Below are 26,195 nucleotides of genomic sequence, written 5' to 3'. Positions count from 1 at the left end.
CGCGAAGGACGCTTCGTCAGCGCCCTCCGCCCGCCTTCCAGAACCCCGCCGCGTGACGGCGCGACATCCGCACCGTGGCGCCGTCCTTGAGGCGGATGCGGTAGGTTCCCGAGAACCAGGGCACCACCTCGGCCACGTGCTCCAGGTTGACGATGGCCGCCTTGTGCACGCGCACGAACTCGGGCGGCAGCCAGGCTTCCAGCTCCTTCAGGGTCTGGCGCAGGCGGTAGGGCCCGCCGGGAGCGTGGGCGAAGACCCGCTTCTCGCGGGCCTCGAACCAGGCCACCGCGCCCAGCTCCAGCGGCTTCAGGTTTTCGTTTTCCAGCTCCACCCAGAGGCGCCGTGGCGGTCCGGCGGGGTCGGGCGCGGGCGCTTCGGCCAGGCGGCGGCGCAGGCGTTCGAGCGTCTGCCCCACCCGCACCTCGTCGTAGGGCTTGACCAGGTAGTCGGCGGCCTCGAGCTCGAAGGCGCGGGCGGCGTGTTCGGCGTAGGCGGTGGCGAAGACCACCAGCGGCCGCCGCGGCAGCTCGGCCAGCAGCTCGGCCAGCTGCAGGCCGCTGAGGCCGGGCATGTTGACGTCGAGGAAGACCGCGTCGAACCCGCCCGCATGCAGGAGCCCCAGAGCGGCCGCGGCCTCGGAGGCCTCGTGCACCTCCAGGTCCGGGCCGCTCTGCTCCAGCGCCCAGCGCAGCTCGGCCCGCGCCGGGCGCTCGTCGTCGACGATCAGGACCTTCACCGCGTTCCCTCCGCGTAGCCGGCGGGCAGCGGCAGCCGCAGCTCCACCCGGGTGCCGCGGCCCGGCTCCGACTCGATGCGCAGCCCGCGCTCCTCGCCGTAGAGCATGCGCATGCGGGCGTCGATGTTGGCCAGGGCGATCGAGGTGGTTTCCTTTCCCAGCCGCGAGGTATCGAAACCCACGCCGTCGTCGCGGACCTGCAGCACCAGCTCGTCCCCCCAGCGCTCCACCAGGATGCGCAGGGTGCCGCCGCCGGGCTTGGGGGCCAGGCCGTGCACCACGGCGTTCTCGACCAGCGGCTCCAGTACCAGCGCCGGTACCCGGGTTTCCAGCAGCTCGCCGGAAGGCCTGGACCACTCAACCCGCAGCCGCTCGCCCAGCCGCGCCTGCTCGAGCGCCAGGTAGGCCTCGGCGTAGGCGAGCTCGTCGGCCAGCGGCACGAAGGCCCCCGAGCGCAGCACCCGCTGGAAGACCTCGGAGAGCTTGAGGAGCAGGGCGCGCGCCTGGTCGGGGTCGGTGCGCACGAAGTAGCGGATGGTGTTGAGGGCGTTGAAGAGAAAGTGGGGGTTGATCTGGGCCCGTAGCGCCGCGAGCTCCGCCTGGGTGAGCGCCAGCTCGCCTTCGCGGGCGCGGCGCTCCGCCTCCTGCAGCCGCAGCGCCTGCAGCATCAACCCCAGACCTCCCAGCAGCCCCGCCCCCGCGAGCCCCAGCGGCAGCAGCGTTCCCGCCCCCTCCGCGGGCACCGGCTCGCCCAGCAGCGTGAAGAAGCGCGCGGCGAGCACCAGCCCGCCGCCGCCCAGCGCCCACAGCGCCACCCCGCCGCCCAGCGCCCGGCGCAGCAGCCCGGCGGCGAGGCCGAGCCAGATCAGCGCGGCGAAGTGGCTGGTGTAGAGCACGTACCAGCGGCCGATGTCGGCCCAGGAGGTGGGCTCGGGCGGCCAGGTGAGCAGGTTGAGGGCGCTGGCGCCGAGGCCGGAGAGGACGCCGAGGACCAGGCCCCAACCGGGGCCCAGCAGCAGCCCGGCGAAGGCCGCGACCAGCTCCCCCTGGGTGAGGTGGCCCACCTCGCGGCGCTCGAGCGCCCACAGGTAGGCGAAGTAGACCAGCTGCACCCCGGCCAGTGCGAGCGCCGCCCCCAGGCGGTCGCGGGCGCCGTCCGCGCCCAGCGCGGTGCGGCGGAACGGCCGCCAGAGGGTGAGCAGCCCCACGAGCCCCACAGGCACCGTCCATTCCTGGACCGCGAGCCCCAGCATGTAGGCGTCGAACCCCGGCGGCCAGAACGCCCGGAGCGACCAGGGTTCGTGCTCGAAGAGACGTCGCAGCCCGCCCAGGTAACCCCAGGCCGCCAGCGTGGCCGCGGCCAGTGCGAAGACCGCCCCGCTGCGGGAGGTCAGCCAGGCGTAGGCCCGCACCCACCCGCGGGGAGCCACCCAGGTAACGACGCGCCCCTTGGACATGCTTCGATTTTACGTCCGGCCGCTATAGCCCCACGCCGAAACCCGTCCGCCGCTTCAGCCGCCGAAGGCCTCGGGCGGCGCCGGGCGGGCGATGCCGAAGCCCTGGGCGTAGCGCACGCCGATCGAGGCCAGGTAGGCGAGGTGGCGTTCGTCCTCCACCCCTTCGGCCAGGACCTCGAGCCCCATCCCCGACATGGCGGGCACCAGCCCCTCGAGCAGCGCCCGCGCCTTGGCGTCGTCCCGCTCGAGCGCCCGCAGGATCAGGCCGCGGTCGAGCTTGATCAGGTGCAGGGGGAAGTCGTAGAGCAGGTTCAGGCTGGCGTAGCCGGTGCCGAAGTCGTCGAGCGCCAGCGCGAAGCCCTCGGCCGCGAGCTCGCGGGCGTGGGCGTGGGCTTCGGGCTTGAGGACGCCGTGTTCGGTGACCTCGAACCCCACCCAGCGGGGATCGGGCCGCTGCGGTACGCCCACGGCCAGCGTGGAGGGCAGCAGGTTGACGAAGACGGGCCGGCCCAGCCGGCGGGCCAGCGCCTCAGCCCGGTCGAGGACGTAGGCGTCGAGGGCGGGGCCGAGCCCCACCCGCTCGGCCAGCGCGATGAAGCGCGCCGGCGGTTCCTTCCAGCGCAGGAGGACCTCGAAGTGGGCGTAGCGGCCGTCGCGCAGGTCGAGGATCGGCTGGACGACCAAGTCGAGGCCGCCGCCGGTCAGCGCCGACTTGAGCTCGATCTCCAGCTCCCGCTCGGCGCTGCGGGCGGCTTCCAGCCCGGCGTCGAAGAAGGCGAGGGCGCGCCCCTCCTCGCGGGCCCGCAGCAGCGCCAGGTCGGCCTTGTGCAGCAGCTCGGGCAGGCGGGTGCCGTCGCCGGGCGCCACCGCGACGCCCAGGGTGATCGAGGGCTGCAGCACCCGCCCCTCGACCTGGACGGGCGCGGCCATGGCCTCGAGGATGCGCCGGGTCGCCTTCTCGGCGCCGGCGGCGTCGCAGCCCCGGAGGACCGCGGCGAACTCGTCGCCCCCCAGCCGCAGCACCACGTCGCCGTCGAAGAGCGCCGCTTTCAGCCGGCGGGCCACCTCCTTGAGCAGCTCGTCGCCCGCGGGGTGGCCGAGGGTGTCGTTGTAGGTCTTGAGCCGGTCCACGTCCACCATCAGCAGCGCCGCGGGCTCGCCGCGGTCGGCGCGGGCGATCAGCTTGGAGCCGAGCTCCACGAAGAAGCGGCGGTTGGGGAGACCGGTCAGGGCGTCGTGGTAGGCCAGGTAGGCCGCCTGGTCCTTCTGCTTCTTCCAGCCGAGGAAGAAGCCCAACGTCCCTGCGAGCAGGTCCATGCGCTCGAGGTCGCGCTCGCTGAAGGCGTCCGTGCGGAAGGCGTCGAGGTTGAGGACGAGCTCCTCCTGCCCCTCCAGGGCGATGGGCACGTAGAGCACCTCGCGGATCTCGGCGGTGTTCGCGGCGGCGTAGAGCCGGGGGTGGCGGGCCTTGCTGCGCTGGTGGGCCTCGGGGGAGAGCCGGAAGACGCCCACCTTGTTCTTGGGGATGGGCCACTGCGCGTGGCTGGGCAGCCGCTGGTGCAGCAGATCGGGCGGGTGGCCGCGCAGGGCGACGAAGAGCAGGTCGCCGCTCTCCTCACGGATCATCAGGCTGCTGGCGTCGGCCCCGGGCACCTGCTCGAGCGCGAAGTCGAGCACCAGCTTGTAGGGGTCCTCGGCCTCGACCACGTGCTGCATCAGCCGCAGCAGCGCGTGGCGGAAGGCGGCCTCCTTCTCCAGGTCGGTGACGTCGACGAAGACGGCGACGACCCCCGCGGGTTCCGGGCCCAGCCCCCGGACCGGCTGGGGGTGGACGCGGAAGCTCCGCCCCTGCCACTGGAAGGGCAGCGGCGGCACCTCGCCGCCCCGCCGCAGCTGCTCGAGCCGCTTCATGAACCCCTCGGGCCCCTGGGGGTGAAGGAGCGGGACCGGGCGGCCGCGGTGCTCGTCCTTGAGCTCGAACACCCGGGCTGCCGCCCGGTTGAAGCGCAGCAGCCGGCCGGCGAGGTCCACCATGATCACCGGCTGCGGCAGCGCGTCGAGCACCGCGGTCAGCTCGGCCTTGGTGCGCTCTTCCGCGCCGGTGTCGCGGCCGAAGGCGACGTAGTGCACCCGGCCGCGGGCCCGCACCGGGGCGATCAGGCGGTCGGAGGGGTAGAGCTCCCCGGTTTTGCGGCGGTTGACGAAGGTGGCGCGGAAGGTGCGCCCCGCCTTGAGCGCCTGCCAGAGGCTGCGGTAGAACGACGGGCTGTGGCGGTCCGACTTGAGGATTCGGGGGTTGCGGCCCAGGGCCTCCTCGAGGGCGTAGCCGGTCTCGGCGACGAAGCTGCGGTTGGCGAACTCGATGCGCCCCTCGGTGTCGGTGATCAGGATGGACTCGGGGATCTGCTCGATGACGGCGCGGAAGAGCTCGAGCCGCTCGCCGGTCTCGAGGCGAACCTTTACCTCGCCCAGAAGCTGGGCGACCCGCTCCAGCATCTCCAGCTCCTCCCCCTCGAAGGCGTCGGCCTCGCCGGCGTAGACCGAGAGCACCCCCAGGGGACGCCCCTCCACCGCGAAGGGGAAGGCGGCGTTGGCCCGCAGGCCGTAGCGCTCGGCCGTGGAGCGCCAGGGGGCGAAGGAGGGGTCTTCCAGCGCGTTCTGCAGGACGACGGGCCGTCCCTCCTTCAGCGCCCGGCCGCCGGGCCCGCGGCCGGTGGGCGCGTCGTCGAGGGTGACCTTGATGCTGCGCGCGTACTCCAGGGCGTCGCCGGCCCCGGCCACGAAGTCGAGGGCCGCGCCGCGGCCGCGGGTCCACACCGCGGCCAGCGGGTAGCCGCCGGCTTCCACCAGGGTCTCCGTCAGCGAGCGGGCGAAGCCGGACCAGCTCTCCGCCTCCAGCGCGGCCTCGAGCGCCCGCAGCAGCACCCGCCGCGCCCGATCGGCGCGGCGGTGCGCCCCGGCCGTCTGCTCGTGCCGCACCACCAGCCCCACGAGCCGGGCCGTTTCCTCCAGGAAGCCGCGGGTCGCGGCGCTCAGCTCCTCTTCGGGCGCGAGGCAGAGGTTGAGCGCCCCCACCGACGCGCCGCCGGCGGGGATGGGGAGGGTGAGGGGCTCGCTGGCGGGGCCGCAGGCGCAGGGGCCGGGCCCGGCCGCGTCGCAGCGGGCGCGCTCCTCGGGCTCGAGCCCGTACGCCGCCGCCAGGCGCAGCCGGCCGCCCTCTTGCAAGAAGACGGCCGCCCGCGGGGCCAGGCCCGGCCAGGGGTTGCGGCAGAGCTGGGCCAGCGCCCTTGCCAGCCGTTCTTCAAGGGGAAGCGGTTCGAGGAGGGTGCCGATGAGCCGGCGCTGTACTTCAAACGTTCGCACTTACGCGTCAAATATAACACCAACGCGAGCGGGTGGGCGGTGAGGATGCACACCAAAGAAGCACGGACGGTAACGTTTCCTATCGCGCGTTGGTACTGTTATCAAAATCATCGTAAGGCGCGCGGCCGGGGGGCGGTCCCGGCCGCGCGGCGTCACCCCGGGGCATGGTTGCGGCGGGCCTTCTCCCGGTAGAGACGCTCGTCGGCGGCGCGGAAGGCGGCCTCGAAGTCGCCCGCGGTGGCGTCGATCCAGCCCACCGAAACGTCCGCGAAGCGCTCCCGCACGCGCTCCTTCAGCGCCTCCGGGTCCCTGAGGTCCAGGTGCAGCCCGGCGAACTCGTCGCCCCCGGTGCGGTAGACCCCGTCGCCGCGCCGGGTGGAGTGGCGCAGCGCCTCGGCCAGGTCGCGTAGCGCCTGGTCCCCCGCCTGGTGCCCGTGGCGGTCGTTGATGCCCTTCAGGTCGTCGAGGTCCCACAGCGTCAGCACCAGCCGCCGGCCGGTGCGCTGGGCCAGGCCCTGCATGCGGGCGAAGTCCTCCTCCATGGCGCGCCGGTTGCCCAGCCCGGTGAGGGCGTCGCGCAGCGCCTGGTGGTGCAGCCGCTCGTGGTAGACCTCCAGGCGCCGCAGCAGTTCGTGGTAGCTGACCCCCAGCAGCGCCGAGAGGAGCCAGGCCATCGCGAACAGCTCGGCCGGGTCGGGCCAGCGGAAAAAGTAGAGGATCGTCCCCGCGGACACCGCCAGGGCCGCGAGCGCGCCGGGCAACCCCATCGTCAGAGAAGCGACGTTGATGGGAAAAATGGCCAGCACCGCGAAGGCCTCGCTCCGGTACGACGGGGGGATCAGGTTGGGACTCTGGGCCACGTAGTAGGCGAAGAGGGGGAGCAGGCCGAGGGTGTGGACGAAGCGGCGGTGGTGGGGGCGGCGGGCCGGGAAGAAGTAGAGCGTGACGCTCCAGGCGGCGATCAGCGCGTCGAGGAAGAAGTCGGCGAAGCTGCCGCGGGCGAGCTGCAACAGCACGGCTACGCCCAGCGCCGCGACCACCGTGAGCCAGTACGAGGCCTCGAGGAAGCGCTCCAGAGGGTTGGAGGTCGCGCGGGGCGAAAGCATGGGCATGCTCGTCGCTATTGTACCTTAAAAATATTTTCGGACCAAGCTCAGCGATGCCGTGCGCTCGGCGGTGCCGGGAAATGGTCGGTGCGCAGAGCGGGCCCGGCCCCAGGGGGCCGGGCCCGAAGCGAGACGCGCCCGAACTAGGGTGAGGTGGTGAGGCTGCCCAGCTCGCCCACCGCCACGAAACGGTGGTTGCCGTAGGCGGCTCCCAGGAGGGGAACGTCCAGGCCGCCGGCGTTCTGCGCACTCCAGCTAGCCCCGCCGTCGTCGGAGGTGTAGACGACGTTGCTCGAACGGGTGGTGACGACGAAGAGGCCCACGCCGTCCCAGTCGTAGCCGTAAGTGACGGCGGTTGCGTCGTCGCCGCCCAGCGACCCCGCAGTCCAGCCGCCGCCGTCGCTCGAGGTGAGCACCACCCCGCCCGCGCCTGCGGCCACGAAGGTGCCGTCGCCGAAGGTTACACCGGCCAAGTCTGCGGTTGTGTTGGAGGTGGCGGCGTCCCAGCTCTGGCCGTCGCTGGAGGTGAGCACCACCCCGCCCCTGCCCACGGCCACGAAGGTGCCGTTGCCGTAGGCGACGGCCTTCAGGTCGTTGGTGGGATCGCCGACGTTTGGTGCCACCTGGGTCCAGCTGCTGCCGTCGCTCGAGCGGACGATCAGCCCACCGGCGCCCACGGCCACGAAGGTGCCGTTGCCGTAGGCGACGTCGTTGAGCCCGCCACTGGGGCAGCTGAAGGCGCCGGCCGCGGCTTCTTGCGTCCAGCTTGCGCCGTTGTCGTTGGAGATGAAGATCTCGCAGGCGGCGCCCACGGCCACGAAGGTGCCGTTGCCGTAACCGACGCCCTGAAGGTTGTTGGCCCCGGTGACCGAACCAGCCGACCAGCTCACGCCGTCCGCCGAAAGCGCGGCCACACCCGGGCCGCTCGTCAGGTTGACCCGCTGGCCCCCACCCACGGCGACGAAGACGGGTGCGGCGTCGTCTCCGTTGTAGGCCACGTCGTAGAGGTCGTAGCTCGTGCCGGAGGCCCGCTCCAGCCAGAACACCGTCATCCGGTAGACGGCCAGGTCGAGGGCGCTCTTCCGAACCACGGTTCCGCCGTCGAAGACGACGTCGAGCGAGTAGATGAGGGGCGAGCCGTAGCTCACGGTGCCGTCGACAGCGACGGTGAGGGTGTAGCTGGCGGTGCCGTCGCTCACGCTCAGGACGTCCGGCGTCAGTACGATGCCTGCGGGTACGCTGCCGCCACCGGCGTCTTCCAGTGCGAGGCTCACGGCCCCGCCCACACCATAGGACTCGATGCTGACGTCGAGGGTCCGCTGCCCGCCGCGGGCGATCCCGAGGGTGTTGAAGTCGGTCGGGGTGACGTTCATACCCTTCAGCGTGAGCGCGAGCGGCGCGGTGCGTGCGCGGGTCACGCCGTTCAGCGTGGCCGTCGCCCGGATCTGCAGGCCGTCGAAGACGCCGAGGCTCGAAGTGCCGGCCACGGAGAGCGTGAGGGTTTGCGTGGTCGTCCCCGACACCGTGACGCTGCCGGGCGTAAGCGTCACGCCGGAGGGTGGGGTGTAGCCCGTCTGGGCTTCGAGCAGCAGGCTCACGTCGCCGCCGAAGCCGCCTGCGGGGGTGACGGTGAGGCCGAGGCTGCCCTCCCCGCCCTGCCAGATCGTGAGAGCGGAGCTGTCGAGAGCAATCGCGAAGTCGGCGACCGAGAGCGTGAGGTCGGCCTCCTTCACGATGCTGCCCGAGACGGCGCGGACGCGCAGGGGGTAGACGTCCGCGGCGACGCTGCTGTCGGCTGAGATCGTGAGCGTTTGCGTGGTGGTGCCGGAAACGCTGACGCTGGTCGGGTCGAGGCTGAGGCCGGAGACCGGGTTGCCTTCCGCGTCCACCAGGCTGAGGGTGACGGTGCCGCTGAAGCCCTCCAGCGGCTCGAGGGTCAGCTCGAGCGTGCCCGAGCCCTCGGTCCAGAACGCCAGCTCGGAGGTGCCGAGGCCGAGGGCGAAGCTACGCACCACCAGGGTGAAGTCGGCGCTGCGAGTCACGCCCGCGGCGGCGGCGACCAGCCGCAAGGGGTAGCTGCCCGCGGGGGTGTCGGCTCCGGCGCCGACGACGACGGTCAGGTTGTTGCTGCCCGGCGAGACGTCCGTGCTGGCCGGCGAGAGGCTCAGCCCGGGGGGCAGCGGGCTGCCGTCCTGGGTGGCCAGGCTGAAGGTGACGGGGTTGGGGAAGGTGTCGTAGCTGTTAGGGGTGCTGACGTTGATCGTCAGGGCCAGGCTGCCGCTCGTTCCCGCGTCCAGGGCGAGCGTCGGTGCGCTGGTACCCAGGGAGAGGCTGAAGTCCTCCACCTTCAGGGCGAGGCTGGCGCTCTGGGTGGTCTGACCGTCGCTCGCGTCGAGCTGGAAGTGGTAGTCGTCGACGGCCGCGGTGTCGTCGGTGTTGAGGGTGAGGGTCGTGCTCACCGCCCCCCCGGAGAGGTCGAGGCTCGTGGGCGTGAAGGTGATGCCGTCAAAAAGCGTCCAGCTGTCGGTGCGGGTGAGGCTCAAGTCGACGGTGCCGCTGTAACCGTTGTGGGGGTAGACGTCGAGCTGATAGGTGGCGGCACCGCCCTTGATCACGGTCTGGGAATAGGGCGAGAGCTCGACGGTGAAGTCGGGCAGGGTGGGCACGGTGAGCGTGAAGGCGGCGTAGGCGGTGGTCTGGCTGGAGGCGGCGCGCAGGCGCAGGTCGTAGCTGCCCGACTCGGCGGAGTTCGCGACGTAGAGGGTGACGCTCACGTAGTTGGTGTCGCCAGCCGAGGCCGCCATGCCGAGGCTGGTGGGGTCGATCGTGAACGCGGCGGGCGCGGCGGAGCCGTCGGCCGACTCCAGGGTGAGTTGGATGGTGTCGTTGAAGTCCTGCTGGAAGCTGAGTTCGAGGTAGAGGGTGCCGCTGGCGCCCACGTCGATCGTCAGGTCGCTAGGGCTGACGGCGGCCGTGAACTCGGGCGGTGGCTGCACGGTGAGGGTGAAGTCGGCAACCTGCTCGTTGCCACCCAGGTCGGCGCGCAAGCGCAGGGCGTAGCTGCCGGTCGGAACCGCCGCGTCCACGCTCAGGGTGAGGGTGTAGGGGCCGCCGGGAACGGCGAGGCTCGCCGGCTGCAGGGTGAGGCCGCCCGGCAGCGGGTCGCCGCTTTGGGTTTCCAGGGAGAGGACGGCGTCGCCGCTGACGCCGTACGCGTTCACCGTGAGCCCCACGGTGGCGGAACCCCCCTGAGGGGCGTAGAGCTCGTGGCTGGCGAGGTCGAGCGCGTAGCCGGCGACGCTCACGTCCAGCCCCACCTGGGCGCTCTCGCCCCCGCCCGTAGCGTGCAGGACGAGGGGGTAGCTCCCGGGCGGCTGGGCGGGGTCGACCTGGAGGCTGAGCGCGGCGTCGGTGGGCGCGCCGTTCACGGTCACGCTCGCGGGGTCGAGGGTGAACCCGCTTGCCGGGTTGCCGCTGGCGTCGCTGAGGGTGAGGGCGAGCGTGGCGGCGAACCCTTGGGGGGGAGCGACGTGCAGCGTGGTGCCGGCGCTCTGCCCCTGTTCCACGGTCAGCACGTTGGGATCGAGGCTGAGGCTCAGACCGGCGGGCTCCGTGACCGTGAGGGTCAAATCCACGCTCTTGGCAACGCCTGAAGCGGTACCTGTGAGCTGCAGCGGGTAGCTGCCCGGCGCGACCGTCGGGTCGACGCTGAGGGTCAGCCCGTAGGGGCCGCCCGGCGCCTGCACCTGGGTGGGGGTGAGGGCGATCCCCGGCGGGGCTGCGCCGCCGCCCTGAGCTTGTAGCGCCAGCGTAACGGTGCCGCCGAAACCGCCCTGGACGCTCACGGTCAGTTCGACCGTGGCCGAGCCGCCGGCGGGCGCCTCGATGCGGTCCGTAGCCAGGGTGAGGGCGAACCCCGAAGCCGACCCCGTTCCCGCGGGCGGCGAGCAGGAGGCCAGCAGCAGGATCGTTGAAAAGAGGGTAGCGAACCAAGCGAAACTTGGGCGTTTTCTTCTATACATAGATTCCCCCTAGCCTCAAGGTAGAAAACGGGCTGGAGGGACATTCAAGGTAATTTTCGGCGATGGAGGGTGACCGCGCTGCGCCGCGCTGGGTTCAGCCGAGCCTTTGCCGGAAGAACTCCTGGTAGGGGCCTTGCAGCTCAGCACCTTCGCGCGCCAGCTCGTGTACGCGCTCGGTGCGCCCCAGCCGCTCGTGGTGCAGCAGCGCCGAGGCGAGCACGTAGCCCAGCACCTCCCGGTGGCCCGAGCGCCGCGCCTGCTCGAGCGCCTGCTCGTGAAGACGGTCGGCCTCGTCGTAACGGCCGGCGGCCGCGGCGATCTCGGCGAAGACCCGGTGCGCGTTCGCCTCGCCCGCGAGGTTGCCCCAGCGCCGGAAGTGGGCCAGCGCGGCGCGGTTGTGCTCCTCGGCGGCCCCGAGTTCGCCAAGGGCTACGTGGCTGATGGCGGCGGTGTTGTGGGCCCAGCCGTGAAAGGCCCAGGCTGGGTCGGGATGCATCTCCAGGGCGGCCTCGACGTCTTCCAGGGCCCGGGGGTGCTCGCCACGGGCCTGGACGGCGACCGCACGGATGTAGAGCGCCTCGGCCCGCAGGCGCGGCTCGAGGCCGCCGCTTTCGAGCAGCTCGTTGGCGATGGCTTCGGCCCGATCGAGTTCCCAGCGGTTGAAGTGGAGCCCCGCCCAGCCGAGGCGGATGGCCGGGCGCAGCGCCTCCCGCTCGGGGGCGCGCGCCAGCTCTTCCGCGCGCCGCAGCAGCTGCTCGGCGTCGTTCCAGTCGAGGAGGGCCAGGAGGATGCGGTAGCGGGCCTCCAGCGTCTCGACCTCGACGTCCGGGGCCGCCTCCGGCGGGGCCGACGCGATGGCCTGGCGGTACTGCGCGAGCGCTTCGCGGAACGCGAAGACGCGCTCGGCCGCTCGTGCGGCGGCGAGGTGGTGGGGGGTGGCGCGCCCGGGGTACCCGGCTTGTTCGAAGTGCAGCGCGACGGCGGCAGGGGGCGCCTTCGGGAGGCGCTCGAGCGCCTCGGCGACGATGAGGTGCAGGTGACGCCGCGTCGCCTCGGAAAGCTCGGCGAGCACGCTCTCCACGACCAGGTCGTGCGCGGGCTGACCCTTGCGGAAAAGTCCCAGCTGTTCGAGCTCGTCGGAGGCCTCCGCCAGCGCCAGCGGCCGCAGCCCCAGCGCCGCGGCCGCCAGGGCGGGGGCGTAGACCGCACCCGCCACCGCGGCGAGCTGGCACAGCTTCCGCGCCGGAGCCGAGGCCTGGCGCAGCCGCCGCGCCACCAGTTGCTGCAGGTCCGCGGTCTGGGGGTCCCCGTGGCGGAGGCGGGAGAGGAAAAAGGGATTGCCGCCGGTGTAGGCCGCGAGCGCCCGCGCCCGCTCGCCGTCTACGCCCAGCATGCGCGCCACGGCCTCGGGCCTTAGCGGCTCGAGCGTCAGCTCGATCGCCCGCCCGGAGGCGAGCCGGTCTTCGATCCAGGCCGCCGCGGCCGGGTCCAGCCGACCGCGGCGGTAGGTCACGATGCCGGCGCGGTCCTCGACGAGGTGGGCCAGCCCGGTGACCAGCCCCAGGCTGGCCGGGTCGACGAACTGCAGGTCGTCGATGCCCCAGAGCCGGTCCGGGGTCTTGAAGGGTTCCAGGGCCTGCGCCACCGCCGCCAGCAGCCGGGCGGGGTTCGGTTCCGGGGGCGCCTCGCCCAGCTCCGGGAGCAGGCGGGCCAGCTCGCGCCGGGCCCAGGGTTCGGGGTCGAAGCCCGCTTCCAGGTACTCGCGCAGGGCCCGGGCCAGCGTCGCGTAGGGCACCGCGGCGTCGCCGGGGCGGCCGCGCAGCAGAAACGGCTCCACCCCCTTGGCGCGGACGAACTCGAGCAGCAGCCGCGTCTTGCCGATGCCGGGCTCGCCCGTCACGAAGACCGCCTGCCCCGCGGCGAGCGCTTGCTCGAGCCGCCCCAGCTCGGGCTCGCGGCCGACGAAGGGCGGCGCGCCGGTGGGCGCGGGCCGCTCGCCGCTGCGGATGAGGTGGGCCAGGGCCCGGGTCTCGGCTTCGGGCGGCAGCCCCAGCTCGCGCTCGAGCAGCTCGGCCTGTTCGCGGTAGAGCTGGAGCGCCTTATCGGTTTTTCCGAGGCGCAGGTAGGCCGTCATCGCGCCGCGGCAGGCGGCCGCGTCGAGGGGGTCCTCGGCCAGCAGCCGCAACCAGTGGGCCACGGCCTCCTGCGGCGGGGCGTGGCGGGCCCGCTCCGCCAGCACCGTGCGCTGCGCCTCCTGCAGGCGGGTCCTCTGGTAGCGCGTCCATTCCGCGAATTCGGGGCTCGCCTCCACCTCCAGCCCCTCCAGGAAAAGCCCGCGGTAGAGCGCCTGCGCGCGGGGCCAGTCGGCGGAGCGGGCGGCCGCCTCAAAGGCGGCGACGTCAAGGTCGAGGTCCGCCAGCGCGAGCACCCCGCGCCGCTCAGCGAAAATCCCGGGGATCGCCCGGTCCAGCCGGTGCACCTCCACCCGCAGGTTGCCCCGGCCGCTGGGGGTGTCCCACAGCAGTGCGGCCAGCCGCTCGCGTGGCGTGGGGCCCTCGAGCGCCAGATAGGCGAGCAGGGCGTACGACTTCAGCGAGCGGAGCCGGACGCGCCGGCCCCGGTGCAGCAGCTCCGGAGGCCCCAGGAGCTTCAGCTCGACCCTGGACATGCGTGGCCGTATCTTAGCAGCGTCCGCGGTTCCCGGCCGCGAGCCGGCTCACGATGCCGCAGCCACAGAGAACCGGCCCCCGCGGGGGCCGGCGAGGGGTGCGCGCGGGCCTACTTCGCGTAGTCCACCGCGCGCGTCTCCCGCACCACGGTCACCTGCACCTGGCCCGGGTAGTCCATGTCGCGCTCGATGCGCTGGGCGATCTCGCGCGCCAGCAGGGTGGCCTTGGCGTCGTTGACCTTGCCGGGCTTGACCAGCACCCGCACCTCGCGCCCGGCCTGGACGGCGAAGGCCTGCTCCACGCCGGGGAAGCTGGTGGCGATCTGCTCCAGCTGCTCCAGCCGCTTGATGTAGTCCTCCATGCTCTCGCGACGGGCGCCCGGGCGGGCGGCGCTGATGGCGTCGGCGGCGGCCACCAGTACGGCGTAGGTGGTCTCGGCGTTCTCGGGGTCGTGGTGGTGGGCGATGGCGTCGAGCACCTCGGGCGGCTCGCCGAAGCGCTTGGCCAGGGCGATGCCGATGTCCACGTGGGTGCCCTCGATCTCACGGTCGACGCTCTTGCCGATGTCGTGCATCAGCCCGGCGCGGCGCGCCAGGCCCACGTCGAGCCCCAATTCGGCGGCGAGGATGCCCGCGAGGTGGGCCACCTGGATGGAGTGCTTGAGGACGTTCTGGCCGTAGCTGCTGCGGAAGTGCAGGCGGCCCAAAAGCTGCACCAGGCCGGGCTTGAGCCCCACCACGCCGGCCTCGAGCGCTGCCTCTTCGCCGCGTTCGTAGAGGTAGTGCTTCATCTCCTCCTTGGCCTTCTCCACCACCTCCTCGATGCGGCTGGGGTGGATGCGGCCGTCGGTGACGAGCTGCTCGAGCGCCATCTTGGCGATCTCGCGGCGCACCGGGTTGAAAGAGCTAAGGATGACCGCCTCGGGGGTGTCGTCGATGATCAGGTCCACGCCCGTCAGCGACTCGAAGGTGCGGATGTTGCGCCCCTCGCGGCCGATGATGCGCCCCTTCATGGCGTCGGAGGGGATGGGCACCACGCTCACCGCCAGCTGGGCGGCCGTCTCCGAGGCCTGGCGCTGCACCGCCTGGGCGATCAGGTGGGCGGCCTGCTTCTTGGCCTCCATGCGGGCCCGTTCCATGGCCGCCTTGACGTGGATGGCCTTCTCTTCCTCCAGCTCCTCGTCGAGGCGGGCCAGCAGCTGCCGTCGCGCCTCCTCGCGGGTCAGGCCGGCGATCTCCTCGAGCTTGAGCTCGATCTCGCGCTCGCGCCGGTCCAGCGCCTCGGCGCGCTGCACCAGCTGGCGTTCTTCGGCGTTCAGCTTCTCTTCCAGCTCGTCCAGCCGCGCCGCACGGGCGTCCAGCTGCTCGCCGCGGCGGGCCAGCCGCTCGTCCTGGCGCTTCAGCTCTTCGCGCTCGCGGCGGATGGCCTCGAGGTCGCGCTCGATGCGCTCGCGGTCGCGGGCCAGGTCGGCCTCCAGGCGCTGGCGTTCCTCGGCCAGGCGCTCCTTCATCTCGGCCTCGAGCTTGGCGCGCAGGCGGTCGGCCTCGGCCTCGGCGCGTTCGCGCAGCTGCCGCGCCTCGGCGCGGGCCTCCTCCAGCTCGCGGCGGGCCTGTTCGCCGATGCGGGCCGCCTCTTCGCGGGCGCTTTGGCGCAGCTGCTCGACCTCGCGCTGGGTTTCCTCGATGAGGCGGCGGCGCTCGGCCTCGAGCCGGCTGCGCTCCTCCTCGGCGGTCTGGCGCAGCTTCTCGATCTCTTCGATCAGCGGCGCGCCCCCGGCGCCGCCGCTGCGGCGGCCGGCCAGCAAAGCGGCGCCGCCGGCGAGGAGGGCGGTGAGGACAACGATGACGATGGTTTCCATGGCGGCCCTCCTCCTAGGCTTCGGCTTCTTCGGCGGTTTCCAGACCCAGCACCTTGGCGCGGATCTCGTCGATCATCTCGGGGTTGGCGCGCAGGTAGTCGGCGGCCTTTTCCTTGCCCTGACCCAGCCGGATCTCGCCGTAGGAGAACCAGGACCCCGACTTCTCGATCACCCCCTGGTCCACGGCGACGGTGACCAGGTCGGCCACCGGGTCGATGCCGCGGCCGAAGTAGAGCTCCAGCTCGGCCTCGCGGAAGGGCGGGGCGAGCTTGTTCTTGGTCACTTTGACGCGCACCACGTTGGCGATGGGCTGGTCGCCCTTCTTGATGGGCTGGCCCTTGCGGCGCACGTCGAGGCGGATCGAGCTGTAGAACTTGAGCGCCCGCCCGCCGGTGGTCACCTCGGGGTTGCCGTACATCACCCCCACCTTCTCGCGGATCTGGTTGATGAAGATGGCCGAGGTGTTGCTCTTCGAGAGCACGCCGGTCAGCTTGCGCAGCGCCTGGCTCATCAGCCGCGCCTGCAGCCCCACGTGAGCGTCGCCCATCTCGCCCTCGATCTCGGCGCGGGGCACGAGCGCGGCCACCGAGTCGACCACGATCACGTCCACCGCCCCCGAGCGCACCAGCAGCTCCACGATCTCGAGCGCCTGCTCGCCGGTGTCGGGCTGGCTGAGCAGCAGGTTGTCCACGTCCACGCCCAGCTGGCGCGCGTAGACGGGGTCGAGGGCGTGTTCGGCGTCCACGAAGGCGGCCACGCCGCCCAGCTTTTGCGCCTGGGCTACGATGTGCAGCGCCAGCGTGGTCTTGCCGCCCGACTCGGGGCCGTAGATCTCGATGATGCGGCCGCGGGGGATGCCGCCGACGCCCAGGGCCAGGTCCAGAGCCAGGCTGCCGGTGGGGATGACCTCCACCTCCTGGCGCGGGCGCTCGCCCAGGCGCATGATCGCCCCGGTGCCGAAGCGCTTTTCAATCTGCTTGAGGGTGCTTTGCAAGGCCTTTTGCCGTTCGTTGTTTTCCACGTTCGTCACGCTCCTTTAGGGCAAAGGTGTCCAAAACCGTGTACTGGGGGCCCCTCGGCGTAAGCCGGCTCTCGACCAGCGCGAAGGCCTCCACGGGGAACTCGAGGTCGAAGACCACCGGCGCTACCCGCGGGGCGGGCCCCTTGCGGCGGGCCAGGGTCAGGTGGGCCTTGAAGGCCCGTTCATCGGCGAGAAACTCGGGCAGCGCCTCGCGCAGCGCCAGGGCGAGGGGTTCGAAGCCGTCGCCTTCGGCGCGGGCGAACCAGACGCGCGGCCGCCCCTCGCCCGGGAAGAAGCCGGTGCCCCGCACCCGCGCGACGAAGGGGCCGCTCGCGCGAGCGGCCTCGCGCCCGGCGCGGCGCACCCGCGCCAGTTCGGCCTCGGGCACGTCGCCCAGAAAACCCAGGGTGAGGTGGATCTGGTCCTCCCGCACCGGTTTCCAGTTGCCGCGCAGCGACCGCTGCGCCTCGGCCAGCGTGCGCTGAACGGTGCGGGGAGGGAAGATCGCGTAGAAGAGTCTCATCGGCGGTGGCTCCAAAACAGCGCCAGGGCCGCGTAGGCGGCGCGCAGGCGCACGGCCTCGCGTCCCAGCGGAGGAAAGCGGTAACGCTTCGTTTGGGTGCCGTCCGGTCCGGCCAGCCCCACGTAGACGGTGCCGACCGGGTGCCCTTCCAACTCGTCGGGGCCGGCCACCCCGGTGGTGGCCAGGCCGTAGGTCGCGTTCAGTTCGCGCCGCGCGGCTTCGGCCATGGCCGAAGCGGTCTCGGCGGAAACGGCCCCGTGGGCCGTGAGGGTGTCGGTAGGCACGCCAAAACGGGCCTTAGCGCCCATAGAATAGGATACCACGCCGCCCAAATAGTTCCGGCTCGCGCCGGGAACCTCGGTCAGCAGCGCGGCCAGCAGCCCGCCGGTAAGGGATTCCATGGTGGCGAGGTGGGCCTCCTCGGCACGCAGGCGCTTTAGCACCTGCCCCGGCAGGGTGTCGCCCTCACGGCCCCATACGTAGCCCTCGAGGCGCGCGGCCGCCTGGCCGAGCCAGCGCTCCACCGCCTCCGCCGCGCCCTCGGCGCTCAGGTGCACGCCGTCGGCGTGGGCGTAGATGCCGCTGGTCACCCCGGCGTCCCAGAGGTCCGCGAGGCGCTCCATGATCTGCGACTCGCCGAGGCCGAAGGTCTTGAGTTCGCGGCGCACGGTGCCGCTCTCGGGCAGCCCCAGCCGCGGCAGCAGCCCGGTCCACATCGGCCGCCACTCGGCCGGCGGACCCGGCAGGACCACCAGGTCGCGGCCGCCGGAGCGCAGCCACCAGCCCGGGGCGGTGCCGCGCGGGTTAGGCAGCCAAGCGGCGGCCCGCGGCTTGACGGCCTGCTTGAGGTTGATCCGCGTCATCGTGCGGCCCAGGCGGTCAAACCGCTCCTCGATCGTGCGCACCATGGCCGGGTCTTCCGCGAGCTCGAGCCCCAGCCCCCGGGCCACCGCCTCGGTGGTCACGTCGTCCGGGGTGGGCCCGAGGCCGCCCAAAAAGACGAGCAGCCGCGCGCCCGGCCAGAGCTCGCGCGCCGTCTGCGCCAGCCGGTCCACGTCATCGGCCACGCGCAGGGTGCGCCAGACTTCCAGCGCGTAGGGGCGCAGGCTTTGGGCCACTTCGGCGGTGTTGGTGTCGAGCGTCTCGCCGCAAATCAGTTCGCTGCCGACGCCGACGATCTCGGCGGTTTCCATCGTCGTTCAGGGGGCGTCGCCCCTTTTCAGTCTACCGCCCGGTTAGGGTTTCAAAGGTGCGAAAGGCTCGGGAAGGAGAGCACATGGTCGGATACGAAGCTATCTTACGTATGGTAAGATATCCTTATGCCCATCACCCGCCTATCCAGCAAGGGGCAGGTCGTGCTTCCCAAGGCCGTACGTGAGGCCTTGGCGCTTGAACCCGGGGACGAACTCTGGGTGGAGATCGAGGATGGGACGATTCGCATCATTCCGCGTAAGAAGCACCGCCTTGAGGAGGTACTGGGGCGGCTCCCCGGACATCCGCCACGCAAACATTTTGATAAAGCTGAAGAGCTGCTTGATGCGGAACGCGAGGAGGCGCGTAAGCGGTGGACACGCTGATCGCCGACGCCAACGTACTCCTCAGGCTGATTACCCGCACGCCCCCGCCCATGTACGAAGCGGCGCGACGTTTTCTTGAGAAGGCCGAAGAGGACGGGACGCGGGTTGAGGTTCACCCGGTTCACGCGGCCGAAGTCGTTTACGTGCTCGAGAGCGACCTCTACGGGCTAACGCCCGAAACGGCGGCCGGGGAGCTGCTGACGCTCCTGGATGCGCGCGTCTTTGCACCCATCGACGAGCCGGTGCTCTTGCGGGCCCTCACCGAGTACCCTGATTCGGGGCTGGACTTTCCCGACGTCTTCTTGCTCGCCTGGGCCCGCGAGCACGGCCTGCAGGCGCTGAGCTTCGACCGCAAGCTGGCCCGGGCGGGCAAGGACGTTATCGTTCCGGGTTAACCATTGAGAAAGGCACTTTTTACCTTCGGATCGAGATCCACAAGTATGTAAAGAACGATAAGGCCATACCTGAGCAGGCGTATATCGCGTTGACCTTGGTGGCCGGGAAAAAGCACCTCTTTAGAACCATGGAACAGGTTGTTTCGCATGTCTTTTAGTGCGTAGTGCGGCCACCGCCCTTCCGAGGTCGTGGTCGCCGCAGGGTACATTGGGTCGCCTTTCCCACGTCAAATTTCCATCTACGACACGCTGGATGCGTGGAGGGTTATCTAGCACGCGATTCAGTGCAGAGGCCAGCCTGCGGTTCTCGGCTACATGTTGTTTGAATTCTGTGACGTTCTCTTGTTTATTGGCGTATGCACACCAATCGGGAGTGCGACTTTTACTGAAATATCCGTTTGCCTTTAAGGCGTATTCGAAGCGCGCAAAGACAACAAAGAATTCAAGTACGAGCCGCACGTTGGCGCAGGGGGGAGTGGTCTACATACCTTCTGAACCAGCTGCGGGCGTTCATTTCCTACCTCCCGTCAGCTCATCTCCTCCAGCCACGCCACCACGGCCTCAGCGGCGGCCAGGTTGGTGGCCAGGGGCACGTCGTGCACGTCGCAGATGCGCATCAGCGCGCTCACGTCGGGCTCGTGGGGCTGGGCGGTGAGGGGGTCGCGGAAGAAGATGACCGCGAGGATGCGGTCCTCGGCGATGGCCGCGCCGATCTGCAGGTCGCCGCCAAGCGGCCCCGACTGCACCCGTTCCACCTCGAGCCCCGCCTTCTGCGCGAGCATCTTCCCGGTGGTGCCGGTGGCGACGAGCGGGAAGCGCGCCAAGAGCTCCCGGTGGTCCTTGGCGAAGGCGATCAGGTCGGCCTTCTTCTTGTCGTGGGCGATCAGCGCCAGCGCCTTTTTCATACGCTCAGCTTACCTGCCTATACTGGGGGCGATGAAACCGGAACTGAACCTCAACTTCTTCGAGGAACTCCTGGGCGCGGTGGGCCCGAGCGGCTTCGAGGACGAGGCCGCGCGCGTCTGGGTGCGCGAGGCCGAGGCCTTCGCCGACGAGGTCTGGCGCGACGCCCACGGCAACAGCTACGCCCGCATCCGCCCCGGCGGAAGTCCGCGCATCATGCTGGCGGGGCACATCGACGAGATCGGCCTGATCGTCACCCACGTCAGCGACGAGGGCTTCGTCTACGTCGAGCCCCTGGGGGGCTGGGACCCGCAGGTGCTGGTGGGTCAGCGGGTGCGCTTTCTGGGCAGGAAGGGGCACGTGCTGGGCGTGGTGGGGCGCAAGCCCATCCACGCGCTCGAGCCCGACGAGCGCGGCAAGGCGGTGAAGCTGAAGGACATCTGGATCGACGTCGGGGCGGCGGACAAGGAGGAGGCCCTGGAGGTGCTCGAGGTGGGCAGCGTGGGCGTGATCGACCAGCCGCTGCGCTACCTGATGGGGCGGCGGGTGGTGAGCCGCGCCATCGACAACCGCATCGGCGCCTTCGTGGCGCTCGAGGCGCTCCGGCGGGCCCAGGAGCTGGGCGGTGAGGCCGAGGTGGTGGCCGTGGCCACGGTGCAGGAGGAGATCGGGGCCTGGGGTGCGCGGACCGCCGCCTTCCGGCTCGAGCCCGACACCGCGCTGGTCGTGGACGTGACCCACTGCAGCCGGCAGCCGGGGGTGGACCCCAAGCAGCACGGCGAGGTGGCCCTGGGCAAGGGGCCCAGCCTGGCCGTGGGCCCCTACGCCCACCCCGGGGTGCTGGCGCGGTTGCGGGCGCTGGCCGCGGAGCACCAAATCCCCTACGTGCTCGAGGCCCACGGCCGCTGGTCGGGCACCGACGCCGACGAGATCGCCGTCACCCGCGAGGGCGTGCCCGCCGCGGTGGTGAGCGTGCCCAACCGCTACATGCACTCGCCCTCCGAGATGATCGACCTGGGCGACGTGGAGCACACCGTGGATCTGATGGCCCGCTACGCCGCGGCGCCGCTTACGGAGCTGGTGCGGAAGTGAGCCTGACCCTGAAGGAAGCCCAAAAGCGGGTGGACGCCTGGATCGGCCGCTTCGAGGAAGGCTACTTCCCGCCGCTCCTCATGCTCGCGCGCCTCGCCGAGGAGACCGGCGAGGTGGCGCGGGTGCTGGCCCACGCCCACGGCAAGAAGCCCAAGCCGGGCGAGGCCACGGGCGAGCTGGCCGAGGAGCTGGCCGACCTCCTCTTCGTGCTCATCAGCATGGCCAACAGCCACGGCATCGACCTGGAGGAAGCCTTCCTGGCGGCGATGGCCAAGTACGAAGCCCGCGACTCGGAGCGCTGGACGCCCAAACGGCCGTGAACTTGCTGCGCTCGCGGCTCCTCGCCGCGCCCCACGGCTTCACCACCCGCGCCGGGGGCGTGAGCACCGGGCCCTACACCGCGCTCAATCTCTCTGCGGCCACCGGCGACGACCCCGCGGCCGTGGCCGAGAACCGCCGCCGGGTGCGGGCCGCCTTCGGCGGCGCGCCGCTGGCGCGGCTCAGCCAGGTGCACGGCACCACCGTGCACGCCGTGCGCGGGCCCGGGGTCTGGGAGGGCGACGGGCTCGTAAGCGCCGAACCCGGCCTCCTCCTCGCCGTCAGCGTGGCCGACTGCTACCCGCTTCTGCTGGAAGACCCCGCCGTCGGCGCGGTGGCGGCGTTGCACGCGGGCTGGCGCGGGGTGCTGGGCAACATCCTCGCCGCGGGGATGGGGCGGCTCGCCGGCCTGGGGGCCGAGCCGGCGCGGCTGCGCCTGGCCGTGGGGCCGGGCATCGCCGGGGTCAGCTACCAGGTGAGCGCGGAGCTGGCCGAGCGGTTCGCGGCGGCGGGCTACGCGGACGCCGTCCTCCCCGACCCCGAGCCGGGGCGGGCGCGGCTCGACCTGCCCACCGTGATCCGCCAGCAGGCGCTGGAGCTGGGGATCGGGCTCGAGCGCATCGAATTCGCGGGCCGGGACACCTTCCGCGATCCCGCGCTCTTTTCCTACCGTCGCGACGGGGCGAAGAGCGGGCGCATGTGGGGCCTCATCCAGGTCCCCCCGCGCGCGGGGTAGGCTGGAGCCGATGCGGCTTTTGTGGCCCAAGGCGCGGGTGCGGCGCGTGACCGAGCTGACCCCCGAGTGGCTGGCGGCACGGGGGCTCTCCGGTTTGGTGGTGGACCTGGACAACACCCTGGTGCCCTACGGCGTCGCCCCGCCGGCGAAGGGCGAGCTGGCCGAGTGGAACCGGTCGCTGGCGGAGGCGGGGATCCCTGTCTTCATCGTCTCCAACGCCAAGCCCGGGCGCACCCGCGCCTGGGCGCGGTCGCTGGGCCTCGAGGGCTGGGGCCTCGCGGGCAAGCCCTTTCCCTGGAGCCTGCGCCGCGCGGTGCGGCGAATGGGCCTTGCGCCGCGCGAGGTGGCCGTGGCGGGCGACCAGATCTTCACCGACGTGCTGGGGGCCAACCTGATCGGGGCCTACTCGGTGCTCGTCGAGCCGATCGAGCCGAAGAAGGGGCTTGTGCACACCCGCTGGGTGCGGGCGCTCGAACGCCGCATCCTGGAGCGAATTCCAGGCCCCCAAAACGGGGGTGCACAGCGCTCGGAATCCGGTGAATAATAAACGAACGCAGCAGGAGCGGGCGACTATACTTGAGCCAAGGCAAAGGCCTGTAGCCCGGATTCGGCTGGAGGAAACCGATGAGCGTATTGACGATTGGCGATAAGCGGCTCGGGGCCGCACTTATTGAACTCGGCCACTTGAAGGACGAGGATTTGCAGCGCGCCCTGGAACGGCACCGCGAGATCGGCGGTTCGCTCGCCGAGGTGATCGTGGACATGGGGCTGCTCTCGGAGCAGCGCATGGCCCAGGTGATCGAAGAGGCCTTCGGGATTCCTCTGGTCAACCTGCACGAGGTCGAGATCCCGCCCGAGGTGCGGGCCAAGCTGCCCGCGGAGAAGGCGCGTGAGCTCGAGGCCATCCCCTTCGCCCTCGAGGGCGACACCCTGCGCGTCGCCTTCACCAACCCCCTGGACACCCTGCGCGTGGACGAGGTGGAGGACCTCACCGAGATGCTCGTTGAGCCCTACCAGGTGCTCCGGCCCTCGTTCGAGTACGCCCTGGCGGTCAACTACCCCGAGCTGGGCCTCGAGACCCCGCCGCCCCCCTCACCGATCCAGGACCACGAGATGCGCCTGGGCGAGCTGCTGCTGCAGAAGGGGCTGATCCAGCGGGAGGCGCTCGAGCAGGCCCTGGTCGAGCAGGAGCAGACCGGCGAGCTGCTGGGCCGCATCCTCGTCGGCAAGGGGCTGATCCAGGAGGTCGACCTCTACCGGGCCCTGGCCGAACAGGAAGGGGCCGAGTTCCTCCCCAGCACCGACAAGGTCGAGGTCGACCGCGACACCGCCAACCTCTTCCTGCGCACCGACGCGCTGCGCTACCACGCGATTCCCGTCCAGCAGGAGCGCAAGAGCGTGCGCGTCGTCGTTTCCGATCTGCGCCACAAGCAGGCCATCGAGGGCCTGCTGGGCAAGCGGGTGAAGTTCGTCCTCACCCTCCCCGAGGAGTGGGAAAAGCTCTTCAGCCGCGCCTACCCGGGTTCGGGCCGCCTCGGCGAGTCGCTCGTCCAGGACGGCAAGCTCGACCGCGACAGCCTGCGGCAGGCGCTGAAGGTGCAGGAGCGGCTGGGCAAGGCGCGGCCGCTGGGCGAGGTGCTGGTCGAGCTCGGCTACGTCTCCGCCGACGACGTCGAAGAGGCCCTCAAGAAGCAGCGCGCCGGCGGCGGCCGCCTCGAGGACACCCTGGTCCAGTCGGGCAAGATCAACCCCGAGATGCTGGCTCAGAGCCTGGCCATCCAGCTGGGCTACGACTACATCGACCCTGACGAGAACCCGCCCGATCCCAGCGTGCTGCACCTGGTGGGCGAGAACACGGTGCGCCGCTACACCGTCTTCCCGCACCACCTCGAGGGCGACGCCCTGGTGGTGCTGATGAAGGACCCGCGCAACATCTGGGCGATCGACGACCTGCGCGTCTTCACCAAGCGCGAGATCATCCCCGCGGTGGCCGCCGAGGAGCAGATCGTCAAGCTGATCGAGCGCTTCTACGGCTCGAGCGGCGACCTCGACGAGCTCACCAAGGAGTTCGCCCACAAGCACCGCGAGGAGGAAGAGGTCGCCACCGACCTCGACGACAACGCGGTGGTGCGGCTGGTCAACACCATCATCCGCGAGGCCTACCTGCAGGACGCCTCGGACATCCATATCGAGCCGCGCGAGACCGACGTGATCGTGCGCATCCGCATCGACGGCGCACTGCGCGAATACATGCGGCTGCCCAAGGGCGCGGCCCCGGCCATCGCCAGCCGCATCAAGATCATGGGCAACCTCGACATCGCCGAGCGCCGCCTGCCCCAGGACGGACGCGTGCGCTTCAAAGACCGCAGCATCGACCTGGACCTGCGCCTTTCCACCCTGCCCACGGTCTACGGCGAGAAGTCGGTGATGCGCCTGTTGCGCAAGGCCACCGAGATCCCCGAGATCGAAGGGCTCGGCTTCGCCCCCGACGTCTTCGAGCGCTTCCAGGAGGTGATCAGCAAACCCTACGGCATCTTCCTGATCACCGGCCCCACCGGTTCGGGTAAATCGTTCACCACCTTCTCGATCCTCAAGCGCGTGGCCACTCCCGACAAGAACACCACCACGATCGAGGACCCGGTCGAGTACGAGATCCCCGGCATCAACCAGACCCAGGTGAACATGGCCGCGGGCCTCGACTTCGCCCGCGCCCTGCGCGCCTTCCTGCGCCAGGACCCGGACATCATCATGGTCGGCGAGATCCGCGACTCGGAAACCGCGCAGATCGCCACCGAGGCGGCGCTCACCGGTCACCTGGTGATCGCCACCCTGCACACCAACGACGCCGCCGGCGCGGTGACCCGCCTGGACGAGATGGGCGTCGAGCTCTTCAACATCTCGGCTTCGCTGATCGGCGTGCTGGCCCAGCGCCTGGTGCGCAAGGTCTGCGACCACTGCAAGGTCGAGGTCGAACCCGACCCCTCGGTGCTGCGGCGCCTCAACCTCGACGAGAAGGAGTTCAAGGACGTCACCCTCTACCGCGGCGTCGGCTGCGAGCGTTGCAACGGCACCGGCTACAAGGGCCGCTACGCCATCCACGAGCTGATGGTCATCGACGATGAGATCCGCCGCGCCATCGTCGAGGGCAAGTCGGCCACCGAGATCAAGGAGCTCGCGCGCCAGAAGGGCATGAAAACGCTGCGCGAGGACGGCATCTACAAGGCCATGCAGGGGATCACCACCCTGGAAGAGGTCATGGCCCGCACGATCGAGTAAGGGAGGCAAGGATGCAGAAGGTTCCGGACATCGTCGATCTTCTCAAGCTGTCGGTGGAGCGGGAGGCCTCCGACCTGGTCATCACGGTGGCGCTGCCGCCGATGGTCAAGATCGACGGCGAGTTCCACCCCACCGAATACGAGCCGCTCACCCCCCAGGACACCCGCAAGCTGATGTATGCGCTGATGGACGAGAAGCAGCAGCGGCAGTTCGAGGAGTCGAAGGAGCTGGACTTCTCCTTCAGCCTTCCGGGCAGCGGCCGCTTCCGCGTCAACGTCTTCTTCCAGCGTGGCTCCGTGGGCGGCGTGCTGCGCGTGGTGCCCACCGTCATCAAGTCCTTCGATGAGCTGGGCCTGCCCAAGAACATCGGCGAGCTGGCGCTCAGTCCCCGCGGGCTGCTGCTGGTGACCGGGCCCACGGGGTCGGGAAAGTCGACCACCCTCGCGGCGATGCTCGACTACATCAACGAGAACCGCCGGGCCCACATCGTCACCATCGAGGACCCGATCGAGTTCTTCCACAAGCACAAGATGTCGATCATCAACCAGCGCGAGGTGGGCACGGACACCCAGGGCTTCCACGAGGCCCTGCGCAGCGTGCTGCGCCAGGCCCCCGACGTGATCCTGGTCGGCGAGATGCGCGACTACGACACGATCTCGGCCGCGATCACCGCCGCCGAGACCGGCCACCTGGTCATGGGCACCCTGCACACCAACTCGGCGCCCGAGACGATCGACCGCATCATCGACGTCTTCCCCCAGAACCAGCAGGAGCAGGTGCGGGTGCAGCTTTCCAACAACCTCGTGGCCGTCCTTACCCAGCAGCTCCTGCCCAAGGCCTTCGGCGACGGCCGCGTGCTCGCCTACGAGCTGATGGTGGCCACCCCGGCGGTGCGGGCGCTGATCCGCGAGGGCAAGAGCCACCAGCTCACCAGCGTGATCCAGACCGGCGGGCAGTTCGGCATGATCACCATGGACGCCCACCTGGCCGACCTCTACCGGCGCAAGGTGCTCTCCTACGAGACCGCGCTCTCGCGCGCCGTCGATCCCAAGGAGTTCACCCGGCTGGCCGGCGTGGGCACCGGCGGCAGCGTGCCCGGCGGAACCCCGACCCCCCGGCGTCGCTAGCGTATCGGGAGCGGGT

The 26,195-nt window shown here is 71.0% G+C and carries 19 protein-coding genes; 8 read left to right on the top strand and 11 right to left on the bottom strand.

All coding sequences use genetic code 11. The features are described from left to right. Window positions 1-16 precede the first annotated feature (16 nt). From HNQ05_RS03290 to HNQ05_RS03245, 10 genes are all read right to left on the bottom strand, one after another. Complete coding sequence (locus HNQ05_RS03290) at window positions 17-736, bottom strand: LytR/AlgR family response regulator transcription factor (protein WP_147145500.1); 720 nt, start codon at window positions 734-736, stop codon at window positions 17-19. After that, window positions 733-2,193, bottom strand: coding sequence for a sensor histidine kinase (locus HNQ05_RS03285; protein WP_147145503.1), 1,461 nt, complete (start codon window positions 2,191-2,193; stop codon window positions 733-735). The genes HNQ05_RS03290 and HNQ05_RS03285 overlap by 4 nt, the downstream gene beginning before the upstream one ends. A gap of 54 nt (window positions 2,194-2,247) precedes the next feature. Then, complete coding sequence (locus HNQ05_RS03280) at window positions 2,248-5,556, bottom strand: bifunctional diguanylate cyclase/phosphodiesterase (protein ID WP_147145505.1); 3,309 nt, start codon at window positions 5,554-5,556, stop codon at window positions 2,248-2,250. Window positions 5,557-5,708: 152 nt separating this feature from the next. Continuing rightward, on the bottom strand, window positions 5,709-6,668 hold the full coding sequence (locus tag HNQ05_RS03275) for a GGDEF domain-containing protein (RefSeq protein ID WP_147145507.1): 960 nt from the start codon (window positions 6,666-6,668) through the stop codon (window positions 5,709-5,711). A 137-nt stretch (window positions 6,669-6,805) separates the two neighbouring features. Beyond that, a complete protein-coding gene (locus HNQ05_RS03270) occupies window positions 6,806-10,684 on the bottom strand; it encodes a DUF6242 domain-containing protein (protein WP_147145509.1) in 3,879 nt (1,292 codons plus the stop codon). A gap of 94 nt (window positions 10,685-10,778) precedes the next feature. After that, a complete protein-coding gene (locus HNQ05_RS03265) occupies window positions 10,779-13,352 on the bottom strand; it encodes an ATP-binding protein (RefSeq protein ID WP_147145511.1) in 2,574 nt (857 codons plus the stop codon). A 110-nt stretch (window positions 13,353-13,462) separates the two neighbouring features. Further along, the gene (gene rny / locus HNQ05_RS03260) at window positions 13,463-15,211 is read right to left on the bottom strand and encodes a ribonuclease Y (protein WP_147145513.1); all 1,749 of its coding nucleotides are present in this window, start codon (window positions 15,209-15,211) and stop codon (window positions 13,463-13,465) included. Between the two features lie 13 nt (window positions 15,212-15,224). Then, entirely contained in the window at window positions 15,225-16,232 is a 1,008-nt protein-coding gene (gene recA / locus HNQ05_RS03255; protein ID WP_147145515.1) for a recombinase RecA, read from the bottom strand. Then, on the bottom strand, window positions 16,180-16,755 hold the full coding sequence (thpR, locus tag HNQ05_RS03250) for an RNA 2',3'-cyclic phosphodiesterase (protein ID WP_147145517.1): 576 nt from the start codon (window positions 16,753-16,755) through the stop codon (window positions 16,180-16,182). The genes recA and thpR overlap by 53 nt, the downstream gene beginning before the upstream one ends. Continuing rightward, window positions 16,752-17,948 (bottom strand): CinA family nicotinamide mononucleotide deamidase-related protein, encoded by a 1,197-nt coding sequence (locus HNQ05_RS03245; protein ID WP_147145519.1) that lies wholly within the window; start codon window positions 17,946-17,948, stop codon window positions 16,752-16,754. The genes thpR and HNQ05_RS03245 overlap by 4 nt, the downstream gene beginning before the upstream one ends. 126 nt (window positions 17,949-18,074) lie before the next feature. Between HNQ05_RS03245 and HNQ05_RS03240 the strand changes: the two genes are divergently transcribed. Together HNQ05_RS03240 and HNQ05_RS03235 are read left to right on the top strand one after the other, a co-directional pair. Beyond that, on the top strand, window positions 18,075-18,332 hold the full coding sequence (locus HNQ05_RS03240) for an AbrB/MazE/SpoVT family DNA-binding domain-containing protein (protein WP_147145521.1): 258 nt from the start codon (window positions 18,075-18,077) through the stop codon (window positions 18,330-18,332). Beyond that, window positions 18,320-18,727 carry a type II toxin-antitoxin system VapC family toxin gene (locus tag HNQ05_RS03235; RefSeq protein ID WP_147145524.1) on the top strand — a complete coding sequence of 136 codons (408 nt, stop codon included), beginning with the start codon at window positions 18,320-18,322 and terminating at the stop codon, window positions 18,725-18,727. The genes HNQ05_RS03240 and HNQ05_RS03235 overlap by 13 nt, the downstream gene beginning before the upstream one ends. Before the next feature lie 527 nt (window positions 18,728-19,254). Here the strand turns inward: HNQ05_RS03235 and mgsA are convergent. Next, window positions 19,255-19,632 carry a methylglyoxal synthase gene (mgsA, locus tag HNQ05_RS03230; RefSeq protein ID WP_147145526.1) on the bottom strand — a complete coding sequence of 126 codons (378 nt, stop codon included), beginning with the start codon at window positions 19,630-19,632 and terminating at the stop codon, window positions 19,255-19,257. A gap of 31 nt (window positions 19,633-19,663) precedes the next feature. Here mgsA and HNQ05_RS03225 point away from each other — a divergent pair, with 31 nt between their 5' ends. From HNQ05_RS03225 to HNQ05_RS03200, 6 genes are all read left to right on the top strand, one after another. Beyond that, window positions 19,664-20,722, top strand: coding sequence for a M42 family metallopeptidase (locus HNQ05_RS03225; protein ID WP_147145529.1), 1,059 nt, complete (start codon window positions 19,664-19,666; stop codon window positions 20,720-20,722). After that, window positions 20,719-21,042 carry a nucleotide pyrophosphohydrolase gene (locus tag HNQ05_RS03220; RefSeq protein ID WP_147145531.1) on the top strand — a complete coding sequence of 108 codons (324 nt, stop codon included), beginning with the start codon at window positions 20,719-20,721 and terminating at the stop codon, window positions 21,040-21,042. The genes HNQ05_RS03225 and HNQ05_RS03220 overlap by 4 nt, the downstream gene beginning before the upstream one ends. Further along, a complete protein-coding gene (pgeF, locus tag HNQ05_RS03215) occupies window positions 21,039-21,776 on the top strand; it encodes a peptidoglycan editing factor PgeF (RefSeq protein WP_147145533.1) in 738 nt (245 codons plus the stop codon). Before HNQ05_RS03220 ends, pgeF begins: the two co-directional genes overlap by 4 nt. A gap of 10 nt (window positions 21,777-21,786) precedes the next feature. After that, window positions 21,787-22,320 carry a YqeG family HAD IIIA-type phosphatase gene (locus HNQ05_RS03210; RefSeq protein ID WP_147145535.1) on the top strand — a complete coding sequence of 178 codons (534 nt, stop codon included), beginning with the start codon at window positions 21,787-21,789 and terminating at the stop codon, window positions 22,318-22,320. Between the two features lie 80 nt (window positions 22,321-22,400). Next, window positions 22,401-25,052 (top strand): type II/IV secretion system protein, encoded by a 2,652-nt coding sequence (locus tag HNQ05_RS03205; RefSeq protein ID WP_147145537.1) that lies wholly within the window; start codon window positions 22,401-22,403, stop codon window positions 25,050-25,052. Between the two features lie 11 nt (window positions 25,053-25,063). Beyond that, window positions 25,064-26,179 carry a type IV pilus twitching motility protein PilT gene (locus tag HNQ05_RS03200; RefSeq protein WP_147145538.1) on the top strand — a complete coding sequence of 372 codons (1,116 nt, stop codon included), beginning with the start codon at window positions 25,064-25,066 and terminating at the stop codon, window positions 26,177-26,179. The last annotated feature ends 16 nt before the right edge of the window (window positions 26,180-26,195 follow it).

The organism is Oceanithermus desulfurans, assembly GCF_014201675.1.
Taxonomy (GTDB): Bacteria; Deinococcota; Deinococci; order Deinococcales; family Marinithermaceae; genus Oceanithermus; species Oceanithermus desulfurans.
This window is presented reverse-complemented; position numbering and strand designations above follow the sequence as displayed.